15 protein-coding genes are annotated in these 18040 nt (G+C 62.6%); 5 read left to right on the forward strand and 10 right to left on the reverse strand.

The features are described from left to right. Nucleotides 1–2: 2 nt before the first annotated feature. The 6 genes from HMPREF2932_RS02420 to HMPREF2932_RS02445 are packed head-to-tail and all read right to left on the reverse strand — an operon-like array spanning nucleotide 3 to nucleotide 5271. Nucleotides 3–467, reverse strand: coding sequence for a hypothetical protein (locus tag HMPREF2932_RS02420; protein WP_071409510.1), 465 nt, complete (start codon nucleotides 465–467; stop codon nucleotides 3–5). Further along, nucleotides 467–1816: an AAA family ATPase gene (locus tag HMPREF2932_RS02425; protein ID WP_071409520.1), complete on the reverse strand. Its 1350-nt coding sequence runs from the start codon at nucleotides 1814–1816 to the stop codon at nucleotides 467–469. The genes HMPREF2932_RS02420 and HMPREF2932_RS02425 overlap by 1 nt, the downstream gene beginning before the upstream one ends. A gap of 52 nt (nucleotides 1817–1868) precedes the next feature. Further along, entirely contained in the window at nucleotides 1869–3044 is a 1176-nt protein-coding gene (locus HMPREF2932_RS02430; protein ID WP_084738944.1) for a multidrug effflux MFS transporter, read from the reverse strand. Further along, nucleotides 3041–3805 (reverse strand): ABC transporter permease, encoded by a 765-nt coding sequence (locus HMPREF2932_RS02435; RefSeq protein WP_049154683.1) that lies wholly within the window; start codon nucleotides 3803–3805, stop codon nucleotides 3041–3043. The genes HMPREF2932_RS02430 and HMPREF2932_RS02435 overlap by 4 nt, the downstream gene beginning before the upstream one ends. After that, a complete protein-coding gene (locus tag HMPREF2932_RS02440; RefSeq protein WP_049154682.1) occupies nucleotides 3805–4743 on the reverse strand; it encodes an ABC transporter ATP-binding protein in 939 nt (312 codons plus the stop codon). Before HMPREF2932_RS02440 ends, HMPREF2932_RS02435 begins: the two co-directional genes overlap by 1 nt. A 39-nt stretch (nucleotides 4744–4782) precedes the next feature. Continuing rightward, the gene (locus tag HMPREF2932_RS02445; RefSeq protein WP_070511178.1) at nucleotides 4783–5271 is read right to left on the reverse strand and encodes an NUDIX domain-containing protein; all 489 of its coding nucleotides are present in this window, start codon (nucleotides 5269–5271) and stop codon (nucleotides 4783–4785) included. A gap of 84 nt (nucleotides 5272–5355) precedes the next feature. On the opposite strand from HMPREF2932_RS02445, the gene HMPREF2932_RS02450 reads away from it, so the two are divergent. Genes HMPREF2932_RS02450 through HMPREF2932_RS02460 form a run of 3 tightly spaced genes read left to right on the forward strand, consistent with a single transcriptional unit; the run spans nucleotide 5356 to nucleotide 10483 of the window. Next, nucleotides 5356–6792 (forward strand): hypothetical protein, encoded by a 1437-nt coding sequence (locus HMPREF2932_RS02450; RefSeq protein WP_071409512.1) that lies wholly within the window; start codon nucleotides 5356–5358, stop codon nucleotides 6790–6792. After that, nucleotides 6792–7883 (forward strand): glutamate ABC transporter substrate-binding protein, encoded by a 1092-nt coding sequence (locus HMPREF2932_RS02455; RefSeq protein ID WP_070546231.1) that lies wholly within the window; start codon nucleotides 6792–6794, stop codon nucleotides 7881–7883. Before HMPREF2932_RS02450 ends, HMPREF2932_RS02455 begins: the two co-directional genes overlap by 1 nt. Beyond that, nucleotides 7883–10483 carry a serine/threonine protein kinase gene (locus HMPREF2932_RS02460; RefSeq protein WP_071409513.1) on the forward strand — a complete coding sequence of 867 codons (2601 nt, stop codon included), beginning with the start codon at nucleotides 7883–7885 and terminating at the stop codon, nucleotides 10481–10483. The genes HMPREF2932_RS02455 and HMPREF2932_RS02460 overlap by 1 nt, the downstream gene beginning before the upstream one ends. Before the next feature lie 40 nt (nucleotides 10484–10523). Here HMPREF2932_RS02460 and HMPREF2932_RS02465 read toward each other — a convergent pair whose 3' ends face one another. Further along, nucleotides 10524–11744: an acetate kinase gene (locus tag HMPREF2932_RS02465; protein WP_070546227.1), complete on the reverse strand. Its 1221-nt coding sequence runs from the start codon at nucleotides 11742–11744 to the stop codon at nucleotides 10524–10526. Further along, complete coding sequence (gene pta, locus HMPREF2932_RS02470; protein WP_071409514.1) at nucleotides 11745–13109, reverse strand: phosphate acetyltransferase; 1365 nt, start codon at nucleotides 13107–13109, stop codon at nucleotides 11745–11747. Between the two features lie 353 nt (nucleotides 13110–13462). On the opposite strand from pta, the gene HMPREF2932_RS02475 reads away from it, so the two are divergent. Together HMPREF2932_RS02475 and HMPREF2932_RS02480 are read left to right on the forward strand one after the other, a co-directional pair. After that, entirely contained in the window at nucleotides 13463–15568 is a 2106-nt protein-coding gene (locus tag HMPREF2932_RS02475) for a glucose PTS transporter subunit IIA (RefSeq protein ID WP_071409515.1), read from the forward strand. A 115-nt stretch (nucleotides 15569–15683) separates the two neighbouring features. Then, nucleotides 15684–16511 carry a PRD domain-containing protein gene (locus HMPREF2932_RS02480; protein ID WP_049154674.1) on the forward strand — a complete coding sequence of 276 codons (828 nt, stop codon included), beginning with the start codon at nucleotides 15684–15686 and terminating at the stop codon, nucleotides 16509–16511. 47 nt (nucleotides 16512–16558) lie between these two features. Here the strand turns inward: HMPREF2932_RS02480 and HMPREF2932_RS02485 are convergent, their stop codons facing one another. Further along, nucleotides 16559–17383, reverse strand: coding sequence for a class F sortase (locus tag HMPREF2932_RS02485; protein WP_071409516.1), 825 nt, complete (start codon nucleotides 17381–17383; stop codon nucleotides 16559–16561). Between the two features lie 209 nt (nucleotides 17384–17592). Beyond that, nucleotides 17593–18040: hypothetical protein (locus tag HMPREF2932_RS13540; RefSeq protein ID WP_210397740.1), on the reverse strand; the 448-nt coding region annotated here is incomplete at its 5' end.

The raw sequence follows: 18040 nt of genomic DNA on the forward strand, positions 1-18040 counted from the left end.
ACCTATCCAGAATATGCACCCAGCGCCGCATCGTATGTCCACACTTCTGCGGTAATTCCGGTGGCGCGCTTATACAGCTCGCGCTCAGTCAGAATACAAAGGTCGCCGCCACCAACCTGCCGAGTCATCATATCCACCATTGATAGACCCGCACGGTGCCTTGAGACGAGCTCGGTGATGAACTCCTTGTTCCACTGAAAGTCATGCAGGATCCATGGGGCTTGTTGATGGGCGGTCAGCTCTAGCATCTGGGAAAATTTTTCCGCAATATTGCGCCTCACGTCGCCCTGCGGAAGGTGCGCAATGTGATTTCCGGTTTCAATCACCGCGGTAATCGGCAGGATGAACTTCGCGTTCTCACTTTGGCGTTCCGCAAAATCGATTTTGGCTTGTTCTTTAGCTTGGCATTTGTGAGGAATCGCAAGCAGGTTATCCAGCACAGAGGTATCGATGAAGTAAACGCGCATCAGCCGATCCCAAAAAGCCGATTCATGTTCTCGAAACTAATCTGTGTTTCGGTGTCATCGACTAATTCACCAGCGGTGACCGCAGCACCCAAGCTGTGCCTGGAAATGGATTCCACGAAATCCGGTAACTCCACCAAAGGCGAGAGCTCGCTTTGCCCGGTTCCGCTATCCCGGTAGCACACTGCTACCTGACTGTTTTTCTCCCCAGAAATCTGGTCCAAGATGGCAGGACTGTGGGTCGTGACAAGAACCTGCGAGTCATGTTTGCGTGCGGATTCGCTAAGCATCTGCATAACTCTTTGCGCCTGCGAAGGGTGGAGCCCGTTTTCCATTTCTTCGACGACAATTTGAGCTACTGGGTTCTCTACGTCATCACCAAGTTCAAGTGGCTGTTCGATATCCAAGTCCTTGGGCGCAGTTTTAAGCGCCGTTGCAATTGCGAGGAATCGGAGGAGGCCATCGCTCATTTCACGAGCAGGCGTTCTTTCTTGCTTTCCATCTTCGAAGTGTTCCACGAGGGTCAGCATGACTTCGTCCAACGGCGAGTCAATAAAGTCCAGTGTGGAATCCACTCCAGTCACATAAGCGGCCAGCTGCCCTAGCTCTTGGAACGTCTTGGGGGAATCCTTTTGCAACTGCCACAGTACCGCCGAGAGGTTCTCACCGCTACGCTTCAGCTGCGTGCTCTTCCTTGGGACGTAATCCCGCATGAGGCTGGGGACTGGATCGAGGTGAAACACTGATCGAAGCGCCATGGACACAATCGACGCCCCTTTCAACACCGAATTCTCTGCACGGTTCTTTCCCGCAAGCACCGCTTTAATCTGTCCCAAAATAAGGCGAGAGTCACGCAAGAGTGTGGTGGGGTTTGCCCCACGCTTTCCGCTAAAAATTAACGTGTAAATCCCAGCTCGGTTGTCTGCTGCCGGCTGGGTCTTAAACAACTCTGCATCGCTAGTGCGGGTGCCGCTCTTTACGGAATATCCGGTACCCACGAGGCTTTCTTTGACAACACGCAACTCCGGATACACCTGAACCTCGACGTCATAGCGGTACGTATCTGTCCCAGATTCAACGGTACAGCCCAGTTCAAAACTCTCGGTGCCATGCGGGGCGCAACCACGAGAACCACCTCGGATCGGGCCGGTTTGGGTCATGCGCCCATCAAGTGCGTCTCCTAGTTCTGCCCCCGATGCCAAGCGGGACAAAACCTCCAGCCCATCCAAAGCATTCGACTTTCCAGAACTGTTTAGGCCAGTCAGAAAAGTGACTGGATGCAGAGTCAATACAGCATCATGGAAGGACTTGAACTTGCTCAGGCGAAGCTCGGCGAGACGTGGGGTAGCCATGCGGCCAATAATACGCATTAACGCTCTCTGCGTTGTGCACATCTGTTGAACTTCACGCGGCGCCGCGGGCCAGCCGCGTGGACGCCACAAGGCCGCACAACGAGATGAAGCTGCAGCACACCATGCCGATGGCCATGGTCAACGCGGCGTTCGAGCCCCAGCCCATGAGAGGGCTGATGGCGCTGGCCAACATGGACTGGCCAAAGCCCATGATGGCGGACACGCTTCCTGCGCGCGGGCGCATCAAACCCGTGGCCAATGCCGTGGCATTGCCCATGATGAAGCCGGTCGGTGCCACGCAAGCAAAAAGCACAATGAGGCAGACCCACACAGGGGCGCCGAGCATCACCGATAGCAACAAGAGCACCCCGCATGCGAAGACGCCGGTCACGCCGGTGCGCAGCATGACCGCCGGGGAGACCGAATCCATCGCGCGCGAGTTAATCAACGTGGCCGCGAAGAGGCCCACGGAGTTGACGCCGAAGACCATCGAATAGCCCAACGGCGAGAATCCCCACTGGTCCTGCACCACAAACGCCGAGGCGGAGATGTAGCAAAACATCGAACAGAAGCCGAAGGCCATGGTCACCAGGTAAACCCAGACCTGGGCGTTAGTCAGCACCGCCCAGTAATTGCCCGCCACCGTGCGCAGCAGACCATCGCGGGAGCGACCGCCCGCGGTTTCCGGGACGATAGCGATGGCCAGCACCAACTGCACCGCATGCAGCCCCGCCAGCACCCAGAAGATGCCGCGCCAGCCCAGCGGCTCCGCCAGGATGCCGCCCAGTACTGGGGCTACCGCCGGAGCGATACCTTGGAGCGCCATGAGCAGCGAATAGGCTTTCGCCGCCGCGGCACCATGCACGAGGTCCGGGACCACCGCGCGGGAGAGCACCACGCACGCGCCGCCGCCGAGGCCCTGCAGCACGCGGGCCACGACGAGCACCGAGGCGGTCGGGGCCATCGCCGCCAATACGGAAGCCAGCAGAGCGAGAAAAGCGCCGGCGACAAGGAGGCGCTTGCGCCCGATGGCATCAGACAGCGGGCCCATCACAAGTTGGCCCACGCCCATGCCGACGAAGAAGCCCGAGATGGTCAGCTGCACCATGGCCCGGGTGGTGCCCAGATCGGAGACGATCTCCGGCATCACCGGCAAGTACATATCAGTAGCGAAAGGCGCTGTTGCGGACAACAGCGCCAACGTCGCCAGAAGCGGAAAAGGGATCACGCGTCGCGCTGCTCCAGCACGATAACGCCCAGGATCCACAGCACACCGGCCCAGCCGAAGAAGACGAGGGCCTCAAAGCCAATCGAGCTCCACGGGGCGTTCTCATCCACGTAGTCCAACGCCCAGTTCTGGAAGGCGGTAAACGGCATGAAGTGGATGACCTTGTCTCCCACCACCGGGAGCAGGCGCACCAGGTTTTCCAGACCCATGTACAAGATGAGGGAAATCGCCACCGTGCCGGCGGTCTGCCGCAGCAGCAGACCCAGACCCTGCACGAAGAGCACCGCGCCAAAGGCCGCGATGGGGAAGGCCCACAGCATGTGCTTGCCGTCGTCGCTGGAGAAAGGCTGGAAGGCCTCCGCCGCGGATTCGTTTGCCGTGAGATCCGCCAACACGAAGATGTACACCAAGCCTAAGAAAGCAATGACAGCCGCAATCACGCCATACACCACAAGCTTGGCGCAGGCTACGCTCCAGCGATTCGGGTTGGCCAAGAACGTGAGGGATTGCGTCTTGTAGCGGTACTCCGTGGTCACCATCATCGCGCCCTGGATCATCATGATCGGCACGCCCATGAGCAGGAGAATGGAGGCCAAGCTCCGCGGCTGCAGCGGGCTAATGCCCAGTACCGCCTCCCCCGCGTTGAGCGAGTTCAGCAGCGTCCAGCCGGTCACGATGAGGAAGATGAGCACCGTGGTCCACCAGAAGGACTTCGTCGTGCGCAGCTTCGTCCACTCCGCGTGAACAGTGTTGAAAAACATTAGAGCTGGGCCCCTTTCTGCGGTGCCTCCGCTTGGTACTGCACCGCGCGTTCCGTCATGGCCACATAAGCCTCCTCCAGTGAGGCGCGGTGGAGGGTCAATTCCGTCAGCGGCACTCCCGTGGAATAGGCCAGCTTGCCCACGTAGTCTGTGGTCTGGTGAGGGATCACCAGCGTCGGGCGCTGTTCTTCATCGACCGACTCGCGGAAGGTCACTCCAGCCTCCTTGAGCGCCGAGCCGAACTCGCGCAGGTGCTCCGAACGCACCACAACCGAAGCACTGGAGTTTTCCTTCACAAAGTCATAGGTGCGCTGATTGGCCAAGAGCCTGCCGCGGCCAATGACGACTAGGTGGTCCGCCGTCTGCGCCATCTCCGCCAGCAGGTGGGAGGAGATGAGCACCGTGCGGCCTTCTGCCGCCAGCGCCCGCACGAGCGAGCGCACCCAGCGAATACCTTCCGGATCCAAGCCGTTGACCGGCTCGTCCAGGATCAGCACGCCCGGATCCCCCAGCAGGGCGGCGGCCAGGCCGAGGCGCTGGCCCATACCGAGGGAGAAGCCGCCGGCCTTCTTGCCGGCAACGTCGGCCAGCCCCACCAGTCCCAGAACCTCATCGACGCGGGAGGTAGGGATACCGTTGGCCTGCGCCATCCACAACAGGTGGTTGGCAGCGGTGCGGTTGGCGTGGACCGCTTTGGCGTCGAGAAGCGCGCCAACCTCACGCAGCGGGTTCTTCAGCTCGCGGTAGCGCTTGCCGTGCACCAGAGCGGTGCCAGCGGTGGGCTTGTCCAAGCCCAGGATCATGCGCATCGTCGTTGATTTTCCAGCGCCGTTGGGCCCCAGAAAGCCGGTCACTTGGCCCGGCTCCACCTGGAAGGTGAGGTCATCGACGGCGCGGACAGACTTGTACTGTTTGGTCAGTCCGGCTACTTCAATCATGTCCTACAGCGTGCCACAGGTTCCTGCCGCGCGCCTGTATCACCTGGTGATGTCTTCCCAGTACTTCAACAACCGCGGCAGCGCTTCCCGGAAGGGCGCTAAGAGTTCTAGCTCTTCTACCTGGTTAAATGGGACCCAGCGCAGCTCGGCGGATTCTTCGTTAGCGGTCGTGGCCAAGCGCTGCCCCGAGACCGTCCGCGCCAACACCGTGGTATAGGTCCAGCCTTCCTCGAAGGGCCCGGCAGTGACGATGGCATCCAGCACCTCGACGTCTGCCGGCGAGATTCCGGTTTCCTCCTCCGTCTCCCGCAGCGCGGCCTGCTCCGGCGACTCCGGCTTATCCCGCGCCCCGCCCGGGATTCCCCAGGTCCCGCCGTTATTCGTCCACGTCGCGCGATGCTGGAGCAGTACCTCATCCCCCGCCACGAGGAAGAGACCAGCTGCTCCAAACTTGCCCCACACCGGCACCCCGCCCGGGCCCTTCGACCAGCCATCACCGGAAAGTTCTGGGTTAACGCGTGCACACATGCCTTACACGATACGCGACAAACTCCCCGCGCCAACGCCCCCGAAATCATCGCGCGAGGCGCACGAGAGCGCTATCCTAAGGGAATGACCGGCCCGGCCACCGAACTGCGCGAGCACTCCCCCGAATCATGGGGCGATCATTGGCTCGATGACGTCACCGAGCCCTCCGCGCCGGTTTTTAGCCGCCCCACGCAGCTGGCGATGAGCTCCTTCGCCGGCCCCGCGCGCGTCATCCGGCGCCTCTATAGCTTCGCCATCACCACTCCCGGCAAGTTGTTTACGGTTACCTTAATTCTCACCGTAGCGCTCGCAGCAGCCGGCTTTTCCATGTCCTCTTCCTCGGCCGCGCGCCACGATGATCTGGACACACTACTGGCCTCCACCGAGCCGATGTCCAACGCGGCGCACCACCTCTACACCAACCTGTCTTTGGCCGATACCGTCGCCACCACCGGCTTCGTCCAGGCAGGCGTGGAGCCGGAGGATAACCGCGACCGCTATAACGAGGCCATCGACGCCGCCTCCGTCGCCGCCACGCAGGCCATCGTCGGCACCTCCGCCGAGGATGAACGCGTGCGCGAGCTCGTCACGTTTATCCAGCGCAAGCTGCCGGTCTACACCGCCCTGGTAGAAAAGGCCCGCGTCAATCACCGTGCGGGCCACGCCGTGGCGAACTCCTACATGTCCAACGCCTCGGCGCTCATGCGCACCCAGATTCTCCCCGCCGCCGCGGAGCTGTTCACCCTGACCTCGGAAAAGGTGACCCAGCAACAGCAGCGCCTAACCCGCCCGCAGTGGGTGCCGCTTTCGGGCCTGGTCGCGGCGATCGTTTTCCTCGGCTTGGCGCAGTGGTGGCTGTGGCGGCTGACCCGCCGCCGCTTCAACCGCGGTTTCGTGGTGGCCACGGGGCTGTTGTTCCTGGCGCTGGTGTGGGCCGCTGGCTCCAACTTCGCCACGTGGGCGTCCGGCCACCAAGGCTTCGAGACGGTCTCGCGCCCCTGGGACTCGCTGACCGCCTCGCGCATTGAGGCCCAGCAGATGCGCACCTCGGAGACCCTGGCGCTGGTCCTGCGCTCCTCCCAACAGGACATGTCCGTGCACTTTAACTCCACGGTGTACTCGGTGGACCGGGCCCTGCGGGACTATGAGCAGGCGCTTGACGACGATGACTTCCCCTCCTCCGATCCTTCCTTGATTCCTCGTGCCAAGGAGGCCTTGGAGGATTGGGAAACCACGCACGATGCTTTCATGGAGGATCTCTCCATGGGCCACTACGATGCCGCGCTCTACCAAGCCACCGCCATCGATCCGGATGGTGACCCGACCGCCGCTAGCGCCTTCAATGCCGTGGATAACTCCCTGGCCGCGCTCATCGACCAAGCCCGCGACGCCATGCGCACCTACCTGGTTCAGGGACTCAACGCCATGACCATGGTGTCCACCGGCGTCCTCCTAGCCACGTTCGGCGCGATTATCGCCGTGTGGCTGGGTATTCGCCCCCGCCTGCAGGAGTACCTGTGATGCGCCGCCGAACCGACCACCGCCAGCACGCCACTGCGGCCGTGCTGCTGCTCAGCGCCGCCGTGGCACTCAGCGCCTGCGAGCCAGAGCCGCCCAGCACGCCGGATCCGATCCTGCCCTCCAGCGCGGATCTCAACTCCACCCCGGGGCCGCCGCTGCCGGAGGACGCCATCATCGAACCCGCCGGCACGGGAGAGGTGTCCAAGCAAAGCACCGCGGACGTTTACGGCTCCTACCGCCCGGACGATAAGAAGCCGGAGGAGCGCGTGCCCAACATCCTGGCGCGCGGCCGGCTCATCGTGGGTGTGGACCGCTCTAATAACCTGCTCAGCTACCGCGATACCGCCAGCGGCGAGGTCCGCGGATTCGAGGTCGATATCGCCCGCGAAATCGCCCGCGATATCTTCGGGGATCCCGACAAGGTGGACTTCCGCTTCGTGGAGGCCTCCGACCGCGCTCGTGCACTGAATGACCGCACGGTGGACATGGTCATCCGCACCATGACGATTAGCCCCGAGCGCCAACGCGAAGTGGCCTTCTCCATTCCGTATATGCAGACGGATGCGCGGTTGCTGGTGCTGAAGAATTCGGGCATCCATTCCATCGCGGAGGCCGCCGGGCTAACGTTGTGCGCGGCGAAAGGATCCACCATGGTGGACGCGATACGCAAACACTCGCCGTCTTCCGATATTTTGGAGACCCGCGCCTGGGGCGATTGCCTCATGGCGCTGCAGCTGGGCCAGACGGATGGCATCGTCGTGGATGACGCCCTGCTATCCGGCATGCTGGCGCAGGATAAATACACCGAGATCGTCGGCGAACCCTTGGAAAGCCAGAGCTACGGCGTGGCCGTGCGCAAACCCGATGCCTCCTATGACTCGCGCCCGCTCATCCGCCAGATCAACTCCACGCTGGAGCGCATCCGCCGCGACGGCACCTGGCAGGAGCTCTTTAATACCTGGCTGGGGAATTACATGGAGCAGCCCGTACTCCCGGAACCGAAGTACCTCAACGAGACTCCGCCTGCCGAGGAATCACAGCCGAGCTCCGCAGCCAAGGACCAGCCCGGCGAGAAGAAGGAGGGACAATAATGTCGCACCGCTTCACCGAGGATGAGCTCGATCACCTCACGCCCGAAGAGCACGAGAACACTCAGCCCGACGCCGCCACCGACGCCACTAACGACGCCACCCAAGCCGTGCGCTTCGATCCCTTCGCGGATGACGATGACGACTATTCGGAGGACCACCACCTCAGCGTCTCCCCAACAGATTCGCACAGCGCGGGAACAACAGCTGCCGGCGCCGCCGACGCCGAAGCCTCCGACCGCACCGCCGCCGTGCCCTTTGATCCCTTCGCGGACGACGATGACGATGACTACGAGGCCGCCACCGGTGCCCGCCTCTCCCCCGCGAATCGCATGGGCACGAGCGGCACGGCGACGGGCCAACCCGACGATGGCGAGTACGTCGACTCGGACAATATCGCCGCGCTCATCGAGGAGCTGGGGCAGCTGCGTGATCGCCGCAAAGCAGAGGACCCCTCGCAAGCCTCACGGCGCCGCGCACTCGATACCTTCCGCCAGCGCCGCAGCACCAAGCGCACCGACCGCGAAGTGGCCGATGGCATGGCCACCTTGCCCTTCGTTGTCCCGGGCAACCCGCGCGACGCGCTCATCGATCCCAAGGACGCGCCCCGTGCCGCCCCACCGCAGCTCAAGCCGGGTGACATGGTGGCCGGCCAGTACGAGATCTTGGGCGTGCTCGCGCATGGCGGGCTGGGCTGGATTTACCTGGCCAACGACCACTTCGTCTCCGGGCGCATCGTGGTGCTCAAGGGCATGCAATCCACCAACTCAGCCGAGGAGACAGCCACCGCGGAGGCGGAGCGCGAATTCCTCGCGGATATCACGCACCCGAATATCGTGAAGATTTTCAACTTCATCGATGATCCCCGCGTGCCCGGTGGCTTCATCGTCATGGAGTACGTCGGCGGCCCCTCGCTGAAGCAGCGCCGCAACGACCAAGCCACTGACCGCTTCCCCGTCGACACGGCAATTGCCTATATCCTCGAAATCCTGCCCGCCTTGGATTACCTCCATGCCCGCGGCGTGGTCTACAACGACTTGAAGCCCTCCAACATCATCGTTACCGAGGACCAGGTCAAGCTCATTGATCTGGGCGCGGTCTCCGGCATCGGCGCCTTCGGCCACATCTACGGCACGCAGGGTTTCCAGGCCCCGGAGATCGCCACGCAGGGCCCCTCGGTCGCCAGCGATATTTACACCATCGGCCGCACCCTGGCCTGCCTGACGCTGAAGCTGCCGGTGGAGGATGGCGTCTACAAGCCCGGACTGCCCTCCCCCACGGAGGAGCCGCTGCTGCGCCGCTACCTCTCCTTCTACCGCTTGCTCTTGCGCGCCACAGATCCGGACCCACAGCAGCGCTTTGCGTCGGTCTCCGAGCTACGCGACCAGCTCTTCGGCGTCCTGCGCGAGGTCATCGCACTCCGCGATGGCATCCAGCACCCGGCCCAGCACTCGGTGTTCTCCCCGCAGCGTACGACCTTCGGCACGAAGCACCTGGTTTTCCGCACGGACCAGCTCATCGACGGCATCGACCGCACCGTCCGCATCACCGCCCCCGAGGTGGTCTCCGCGCTGCCCATCCCGCTCATTGTCCGCTCCGACATCGGCGCCCCGCTGCTGCAAGGTTCCTCCTACACGGAGCCGCAGGAAGCGCTGGAAACACTTCGCCAGGCCATGGAGGCGCCGGAATATGAGGAGTCCGCGGAGATTCCGCTCGGCGTGGTGCGCTCCATGATTGACTTGGGCTACATCGGCCAGGCCCGCGAGTGGCTGAACTCCATCGAGGACCGCCTGGGGAGGGACTGGCGTTTCCACTGGTACTCCGGCGTGACCGAGCTGCTTTTGGATAAGTACCGCGAGGCCCAGGCCCACTTCGCCCACGTCCTCGACGTGCTGCCTGGTGAAGCCGCCCCCAAGCTGGCCATCGGCGCGGTCAATGAGCTCATCTTGCAGCAGCTAGGTTTTTCGGAGGCCGCGCTGATCGACGCCTCCGTTGCCCGCGCCTGCGCCAACCTCACCACCTCGCTCGCGGATCTGCCCAATGACGCTTTTGAGGATCAGCCCGGCATCTGGGACCACGTCACCGATGACCCCGCCCACCTGCGTTTCAACTCGCTGCGCCTCTACGGCATCGTGTGGGCGACGAACCCGACGACTGTCTCCTCCGCCTTCGGCTTGGCCCGCCAGCTGCGCGCCGAGCACCAAGTTGAGCTCGCCGTGGCCACCTTGGATAAGGTCCCCAACGCCTCGCGCCACCACCGCATGGCCCGCTTGACCACGGTTTTGCAGCTCATCGTGCACGATCTCTCCGAGTCCCGTATCCGCCGGGCCGCCCGCCGCTTGGAGGAGATTCCGCAGAACGAGCCGCGCTTCTTGCAGATCAAGATCGCGGTCATCTCCGCCGGGCTGACCTTCCTGCGCGAATCAGACCTCGACGCGGCGGCCTCCCCCAACGATCTCTTCGAGTTCCCCTTCACCCAGCGCGGCCTGCGCTACGGCCTGGCGGATACCCTGCGGGCACTGGCCCGCCAGGCCCCCTTCGCCCGCCACCGCTACGCGCTGGTGGACCTGGCCAACAAGGTCCGCCCAGTCACGATGTTCTAACCGCCAGCGCTACCGGCCGGCGGCATAGCCGACGCCCGGCTTAGTACAGCCCCGCCTCCCGTGCCATGGCGGCCACCTCCGCGGACTTCTGCGCGATGGCCAGCTCCTCATTCGTCGGCACCACGAAGACCTTGACCTGGGAATCCGCGGTCGAAATCATGCGCGGCTCCTTGGAGCGCACCAGGTTGGCTTCCTTGTCGAAGTCAATGCCGTACATGTCCAGGTTGTACAGCGAATCCTGGCGGACCTCGGTATCGTTCTCACCCACGCCGGCGGTAAACGTAATCGCATCCACACGGCCCAGCGCAATCATGTACGCACCAATGAAGCGGCGCAGCTGGTGAATGTAGATGTTGTAGGCCAGCCAGGCGTCCTGGTCCTCGTTGTTAATGCGCTCGCGCAGCACGCGGAAATCGTTCACACCCGCAATGCCCTTCACACCGGAGCGCTTGTTCAGCAAGTCATCAATCTCATCGATGGACATCCCTGCCTCACGCGAGAGGTGGAAGATGATACCCGGGTCAATATCGCCCGAGCGCGTGCCCATGGCCAAACCTGCCAACGGGGTCAGGCCCATCGAGGTATCAATCGGGCGGCCGTTGCGAATCGCCGCCGCCGAAGCACCGTTGCCCAGGTGCAGCGTGATCTGGTGGACGTGGCCCGGGTCGCGGTCCAAGAGCTTCGGCACCTGCTGCGAGACGAACTCGTGGGAGGTGCCGTGGAAACCGTAACGGCGGATGTCATACTGCGAGGCCACATCGTTATTGATCGCGTACAGTGCGGCCGCCGGCGGCATGTGGTTGAAGAAGGCCGTATCGAAGACCGCCACGTGCGGGATCTCCGGCAAGAGCTTGCGCGCCACGCGGATGCCGTCCAGGTTCGCCGGGTTGTGCAGCGGCGCGAGCGGGATGAGGTCCTCGATCATGGACTCGATCTGGTCCACGATGAGCTGCGGCTCGCTGAACAGGCGTCCACCGTGCACCACGCGGTGGCCCACGGCGATGACCTCCACATCCGTCGGGCCCACGCCGTGCTCATGCATGATGCTAAACGCGCGGTCCAGGCCGAAGGAGTGGGTGGGAATCTCCAGCTCTTCCTTGAACTCCTCACCGCCCGTCTTCACGGTCACAGCGCCCTGCGGCTCACCGACCTGCTCCACCAAACCGGAGACCAGCGGGGTATCGGTGGCCGAGCTTTCCGGGTCCACCAGCTGGAATTTAACCGAGGAGGAACCCGAGTTGAGGACGAGTACATACGCCATCTATTTCACCCCTGCCTGGATCGCGGTGATAGCCACCGTGTTGATGATGTCCGGAACGGTCGCGCCACGCGAGAGGTCATTGACCGGCTTGTTCAGGCCCTGCAGAATCGGGCCCACCGCCAGTGCACCACCGGTGCGCTGCGCCGTCTTGTAGCCAATGTTGCCGGCCTCCAAGTCCGGGAAGACGAAGACCGTAGCCTTACCCGCAACATCAGAGTCAGGCGCCTTCTTGGCGGCCACGCCTGGGTCACAGGCAGCGTCGAACTGCAGCGGACCATCCACCGCCACGGAAGAATCGATACCGCGGGCCGCCTCAACGGCCTGCGCCACCTTCTCCACGTCCGGGCCAGCGCCCGAAGTACCCGTGGAATAGGACAGCAACGCCACGCGCGGGTCCAGGCCAAACTGCTTGGCGGTCTGCGCGGAGACAATAGCGATCTCGCCGAGCTGCTCCGGTGTCGGGTTCGGGTTCACCGCGCAGTCGCCGAAGGCCCACAAGCGGCCCGGCATCACCATGAGGAAGATGGAGGAAACCACGGAAGCCTCCGGCTTGGTCTTAATGATCTGGAAGGAAGGCTTAATGGTGTGCGCCGTGGTGTGCGCCGCGCCGGAGACCATGCCATCAGCCAAGCCCTTGTGCACCATCATCGTGGCGAAGTAGGACACGTCCTGCATGGTCTCGCGCGCCTGCTCCAGCGTCACGCCCTTCTTCTTGCGCAGCTCCGCGAAGTCCGCGGCGAACTCCTCCACCAGTGGGGATTCCAGGTGGTTGATGATTTCCACACCGGACAGGTCGATCCCGAGCTCCTGGGCGCGCTTCTCGACGTTCCCGTCACCCAGAATCGTCAGCTTCGCCACCTTGCCCTTGATGAGCTCACCCGCGGCCTGAAGGATGCGGTCATCCTCGCCCTCCGGCAAAACAATGTGCGCTCCGACCTCGCGGGCCTGGTCCAGCAGCTGCTTCTGGAAGAGCTCGGCAGACATATAGGGCTCGATCTCCTCCAGGGAAGAAATCGCACCGGGAACCGAGGAAACATCGGTCAACGCGCCGACCACCGTAGCGCCCACAGAGCGCGCGTGGCCCAGCGCCAACTCCGCCGCGCGGGCGGGCGCGTTAGAAATCAGGACAAAGGGCAGGCCCAGGGCGGCCGCGGCCTTGGCATCAAAATCCATAACGCCTGTGCCCTGAAGGACCAGGTTGCCCGCGGGGGCATTTTCCAGGACCTCGCTGAGCGTGGTACCCAGGTCATCGACCTGGGCGAAGGTGGCCCCCAGTTCCTGAGCCACAGCAGCAACGTCCAAACCGTCGAAGCCGCGCCCGATGACGCTAATAAAGGCGGAATTCCGTGAGGACTTGGCGGTCATGAGAAACCTTTCTCTGCTTAGAAAGCGTGTACCCGGGCTCACAAACTGGGCACACAGTGACACTACGACACTTTCACAGTACGGGAACGCATCCCTTCGCGCCGCCAAAGTGAGGCTTCATATCCCCAACGTTGCAGGCCACCAGCACCCCACACCGTCACAGAGTGCGGTATCCCACAGAAACTTGCCCTACGTGATCACTTCGGAGTAGGGTCCTAACCAGGATTGTTACTTCGGGCAAGACCTAGGCTCCCCACTCTTAGCCGTGTGGGGATGGTTCGCTATGAACCATTGTGGCCTAGGTCTTTTGTGGTTTTTAGCCACAGTGCCTGCCTACTCTCGAAAGGATTCTCATGTCGACAGAGACTCGCTCGGCAGCCGAAGCCATCTTGGATGGCATCGGCGGAGCGGAGAACATCACCTCTTTCACGCACTGTGCCACGCGCTTGCGCTTCGAGCTGGCTGATGCCTCCAAAGCCGATAAGGAAGCACTCGAATCTATCCCCAAGGTCATGGGCGCTGTGCCCCAAGGCGGGCGCAACTACCAGGTCGTCATCGGCGGCGACGTGGCCACGGTCTATGACGAGATCAACGCTCTCCCGCAGATGAAGAATGCCGGCGCGTCTACCGGCCGCTCCAACGACGATGTCAAGGCTGCTGCCCGTTCCAAGGCCAAGGGCAAGCTGCCGTGGATGGATACCTTCTTCGAGTACCTCTCGGATTCCTTCCGCCCCATCCTGGGCGTGCTGCTGGGCGCCTCCCTAGTTATTGCCTTCGCCGCAGTGCTGGATGCGCTAGGCATCGTCGACTTCCGCGCTGAGGATAAGCCCGCCTCCTGGCTTTTCGTCGACGCCATGTGGCGTTCCGTCTTCTTCTTCCTGCCCGTCATGGTGGCCTATAACGCCGGCAAGAAGCTGCGCATCGACCCCTGGGTCCCCGCTGCGGTCATGCTCGCGATGTTCACCCCGGAGTTCACCGGCCTCGCCGACAACCCAGCCGTCCAATGCGTGACCAACGAGACGCTGTCTGCAGAGCAGTGCTCCATCGATATCTTCGGCCTGCCAATGCAGCTGCAGGACTACGGCGGAAATGTCTTCGTCCCGCTCATCATGGCTGCCGTCGCGGCACTCTTCTACAAGGGTTTCCAGAAGCTCATCCCGTCCGCGGTCCACATGGTCTTCGTCCCCTTCCTGACCCTGATTTTCCTCATCCCGCTAACGGCCTTCATCATTGGCCCCTTCGGCGTATGGGCCGGTAACGGCATTGGCGCTGGCCTGTCCTGGCTCAATGACAACGCTCCGTTCGTCTTCGCTCTGGCCATCCCGATGCTCTACCCGTTCCTGGTCCCGCTGGGTCTGCACTGGCCGCTCAACGCCCTCATGCTGGTCAACATCCAGACCTTGGGCTACGACTTCATCCAGGGCCCGATGGGCGCATGGAACTTTGCCTGCTTCGGCGCTACCGCCGGTGTGCTGGCCCTGTCCATCCGTGACCGCGACACCGTAATGCGCCAGACCTCCGGCTCTGCACTTCTGGCTGGCCTGCTGGGCGGTATTTCCGAGCCTTCCCTTTACGGTATCCACCTGCGCTACAAGCGCATCTACCCGCGCATGCTGGTGGGCTGCTTCGCCGGTGGCCTGACCGTCGCCCTGCTGACCCTGGGCTCCAACGGTATTACGACGAATGCCTTCGTCTTCACCTCACTGCTGACCATCCCGGTCTTCACCCCGATGGCCAAGTACGCCATTTCCATCGCAGTGGCTTTCTTCGTGGCATTCCTGCTCATCCTTTTCACCGACTACCGCACCCCGGAGGAGCGCGCTGAGGCCAAGGCCGCCCGCGAGGCCGCCGAGAAGGCCGAGCTCGACAACGCCAACAACGCCACGCTTGCCGACGCCCCCGCATCCGCAGGCACCGCTGCTGCCGGCGCCGGCGCTGGCGCTGCCACCGCAACCGCCACCAAGGCAGACGCACCGGCCCAGGCCGCTGAGCCTGCTGCTGGCACCACCACCGACATCGCCTCGCCGGCCGCCGGCAAGGTCGTCCCGATGGCAGAAATCGATGACCCGGTCTTCTCCGCTGGAACGCTCGGCGGTGGCGTCGGCATCGTCCCTGAGGGCAACGACGTCTACTCCCCGGTAAGCGGCACGATCGTCAGCGCCATGAAGTCCGGCCACGCCTACGGCATCAAGACCGAAGACGGCGTGGAGGTCCTCGTCCACATCGGCATCAACACCGTGAAGATGAAGGGCGAAGGTTTCGCTCCGGCCGTCAAGAAGGGCGACACCGTCAAGCAGGGTGAGCTGCTGGCCACCGTTGACTTCGACAAGGTCAAGGAAGCTGGCTACGACACCACCATCGTCCTGGCCGTAACCAACACCAAGGCGCTGTCCGCCGTCACCCCGGCTGGCCTCAACCACGCCTCCGCCGGCGATACGGTCATCACCACGACCCGCTAAAGCACCCGCTAGGGAACCTTTAGCCCCCGTTTAACACACCCTGACTAAGCTGGCTCGATGTATCCACCATCGTGGCCGGCTTTAGTCGTTTTAACCTCAACCAGAAAGGTGCCTTGTGCAACTGTTGCGAGTGTTCAATAACAACGTCGTGCTCGCACGGCGCGGCGCGGAGGACGTCATTGTCACCGGCCGTGGCATCGGCTTCCAGGCAAAGCCTGGCACTGAGGTTGACCCGACCAAGGTAGTGAAGGTCTTCGTTCCTGACTCTGGCCGCGACCCGGATCACCTCGCCGCCATGATCGCCGGCATCCCCGGCGAGTACGTGCAACTGATCATCGACGCCATGCACTCCGTGGACATGTCTGAGGCTCTACGCAGCAAGCTCACGCTGGTCGTGGCGATTGCGGACCACATCCACGGCGCTGTCAGCCGTGGCAACACGGTGTCTTATCCCCTCGAGGCTGAGGTCCGCCACCTCTACGCCGAGGACTTTAGCCTCGCGCAGAAGTTACTCACCGCCATCAACAGTGGCCTACACACACCACTGGCTGCCGACGAAGCCGTGGCCATTACCCTGCACCTGGTCAACGCCGGCTTCGCGGTAGGAGACCTTTCCGGCACCTACCGCATGACGGGGTTGATTCAACAGATCCTGGCCGTCATCGGCTCCCACAACGGCACGGAACTCAACAGCGAGGACATCTCCGTCGCCCGCTTCATCACGCACCTGCGCTACCTGTTTGTACGCATGGCGGAGCACCAGCAGCTCGACTCTGACGACCGCCAAGTGGCCACCGCTATCTCCGCGCGCTACCCCGATGCCGTCGAGACCGCCCAGATGGTGGCCAACCTTATTGAGCTGCGCCTCGACAGCGCCCTAACCCCCGATGAGGTCTCCTACCTGACGCTACATATTGCCCGCCTGCAGGAGGCCTCCGCCTAAACAGTCTGCGGCGTAAGCAGTACACCTGCTTAGGCCGCTGCGACAGCTTAAGCCGCCGGTGCCTCAGCACCCTCCACCGGTGCCACCGGCTCCGCCACGGTGATGATGTTGTCTTCGTAGCCAAGCTGACCACCCACAAACTTGCCGCCACAGGTAATCAGGACCAAGCGGTTGTCTCCCTGCGTGTCATTGACCACGTCCGGGAAACCCGCCCCCTTCTGCAGGCGGTACGGCGCCTCGGTCACGCGGAATCGGCGCTCCTCACCATCGATGAAGACGGTGAATTCCTGGCCCAACTCCATGGTGGTGAACTTCTCTGCGAAGCCCGTGCCCTGACCTTGGTAGTTGATGTGGCCGGTAATAACACTGGAGCCCACCGGACCAGCCTCGCCCGGCACTGCCGACGCGGAGTACCAGCCCAAGCGCTGTACATCGTGCGGGGGAATCAGCATGCCGGTATCAGTGACCTGAATCGGGTCCACGGCCGCGAACTCATCATTAATTCCCAAGGACATCGCGCCAAAGCCCCGGAACTCACCCGGCGCCGGCTCTACCTCGTGTTCCTGCTCGCCAGAGTCATCCACGAAGGGATCATTGTTCGTTGTCGGCGCTTCAGCTTCAACGCTCTGCGAGGTTGACGTCTGTTCCTCAGCCGCATTCGTCTCCGCGGAATCGTCCTCAGTGCGGCCCGCATAGAGCACTAGCTGTACGACAACCAAGATAATCGCGATGAGCGCTGCAATACCGATGAGCAGCTTCTTGTTGCTCTTCTTCTCATCGCCTACCGGCTGCGCTTCGCTGGCGCGGTGTTCGGGTGCAGAGGACTCACCGGGATACTCCGGGATACCGTTCTTTTCACCATCATCAGTCATTTTCTATTCCTCGCTCCTAACTTCTACGTTCTAGCTTCTGAGATTTAGCTTATAAAAATATTGGCTCTAGTTATTCGTTCTAAACAATAGACTAAAAATCAGACGACGAATCCCCTCCAGCGTTTTACACCCTGGAGGGGATTGTCCTCATTGTTCTCTGCCCCTACCAATCCCAACCCGTGAGGGCTGGGATGGTGTTGCGGTCTGGACTACTTGATGAAGTCCTTCATGCCTGGGTCAAGCTTCGTCGCACCAGAAGGTACATGCTTGATCTCCACGCGCTCTGCGTTGGACGGCAGCGGCTGACCGGAGTCCTCCGGCGGAGTTGCGTCCAGGACAGTGACCTCGCGGTCATCGCGGCCGGTGTTGTCACCGGTCTCCTCGGTCGGCTCACCGTGGTTGTTGCCACGGCCGCCATCCTCGGTGACCTCAGTGCTGTGGTCGCCATCGTGGCCACCATCGTGTCCACCGTCACCGCCGTTGCCACCATCGATGATGAGCTTGATGAGGCCCAGACCCGGGATGAGCAGCAGCCACCACGGGAGGTCAGACTTCTTCGAGCTGCCGTCGTTGTCGTCCTTATCCTTACCGTCACCGTCATCCGGAGTCTCAGTCGGCTTGGTCGGCTCAGTCGGTTTCGTCGGCTCAGTCGGCTTG

Origin of the sequence: Corynebacterium sp. HMSC074H12 (assembly GCF_001813755.1) — a bacterium.
GTDB lineage: Bacteria > Actinomycetota > Actinomycetes > Mycobacteriales > Mycobacteriaceae > Corynebacterium > Corynebacterium hiratae.

Bases quoted from the DNA above. Each gene is read 5' to 3' on its own strand.
- HMPREF2932_RS02420 (WP_071409510.1), bottom strand. From the start codon at position 467: ATGCGCGTTTACTTCATCGATACCTCTGTGCTGGATAACCTGCTTGCG.
- HMPREF2932_RS02425 (WP_071409520.1), bottom strand. From the start codon at position 1,816: ATGGCTACCCCACGTCTCGCCGAGCTTCGCCTGAGCAAGTTCAAGTCC.
- HMPREF2932_RS02435 (WP_049154683.1), bottom strand. From the start codon at position 3,805: ATGTTTTTCAACACTGTTCACGCGGAGTGGACGAAGCTGCGCACGACG.
- HMPREF2932_RS02440 (WP_049154682.1), bottom strand. From the start codon at position 4,743: ATGATTGAAGTAGCCGGACTGACCAAACAGTACAAGTCTGTCCGCGCC.
- HMPREF2932_RS02445 (WP_070511178.1), bottom strand. From the start codon at position 5,271: ATGTGTGCACGCGTTAACCCAGAACTTTCCGGTGATGGCTGGTCGAAG.
- HMPREF2932_RS02450 (WP_071409512.1), top strand. From the start codon at position 5,356: ATGACCGGCCCGGCCACCGAACTGCGCGAGCACTCCCCCGAATCATGG.
- HMPREF2932_RS02455 (WP_070546231.1), top strand. From the start codon at position 6,792: ATGCGCCGCCGAACCGACCACCGCCAGCACGCCACTGCGGCCGTGCTG.
- HMPREF2932_RS02460 (WP_071409513.1), top strand. From the start codon at position 7,883: ATGTCGCACCGCTTCACCGAGGATGAGCTCGATCACCTCACGCCCGAA.
- HMPREF2932_RS02465 (WP_070546227.1), bottom strand. From the start codon at position 11,744: ATGGCGTATGTACTCGTCCTCAACTCGGGTTCCTCCTCGGTTAAATTC.
- pta (WP_071409514.1), bottom strand. From the start codon at position 13,109: ATGACCGCCAAGTCCTCACGGAATTCCGCCTTTATTAGCGTCATCGGG.
- HMPREF2932_RS02475 (WP_071409515.1), top strand. From the start codon at position 13,463: ATGTCGACAGAGACTCGCTCGGCAGCCGAAGCCATCTTGGATGGCATC.
- HMPREF2932_RS02485 (WP_071409516.1), bottom strand. From the start codon at position 17,383: ATGACTGATGATGGTGAAAAGAACGGTATCCCGGAGTATCCCGGTGAG.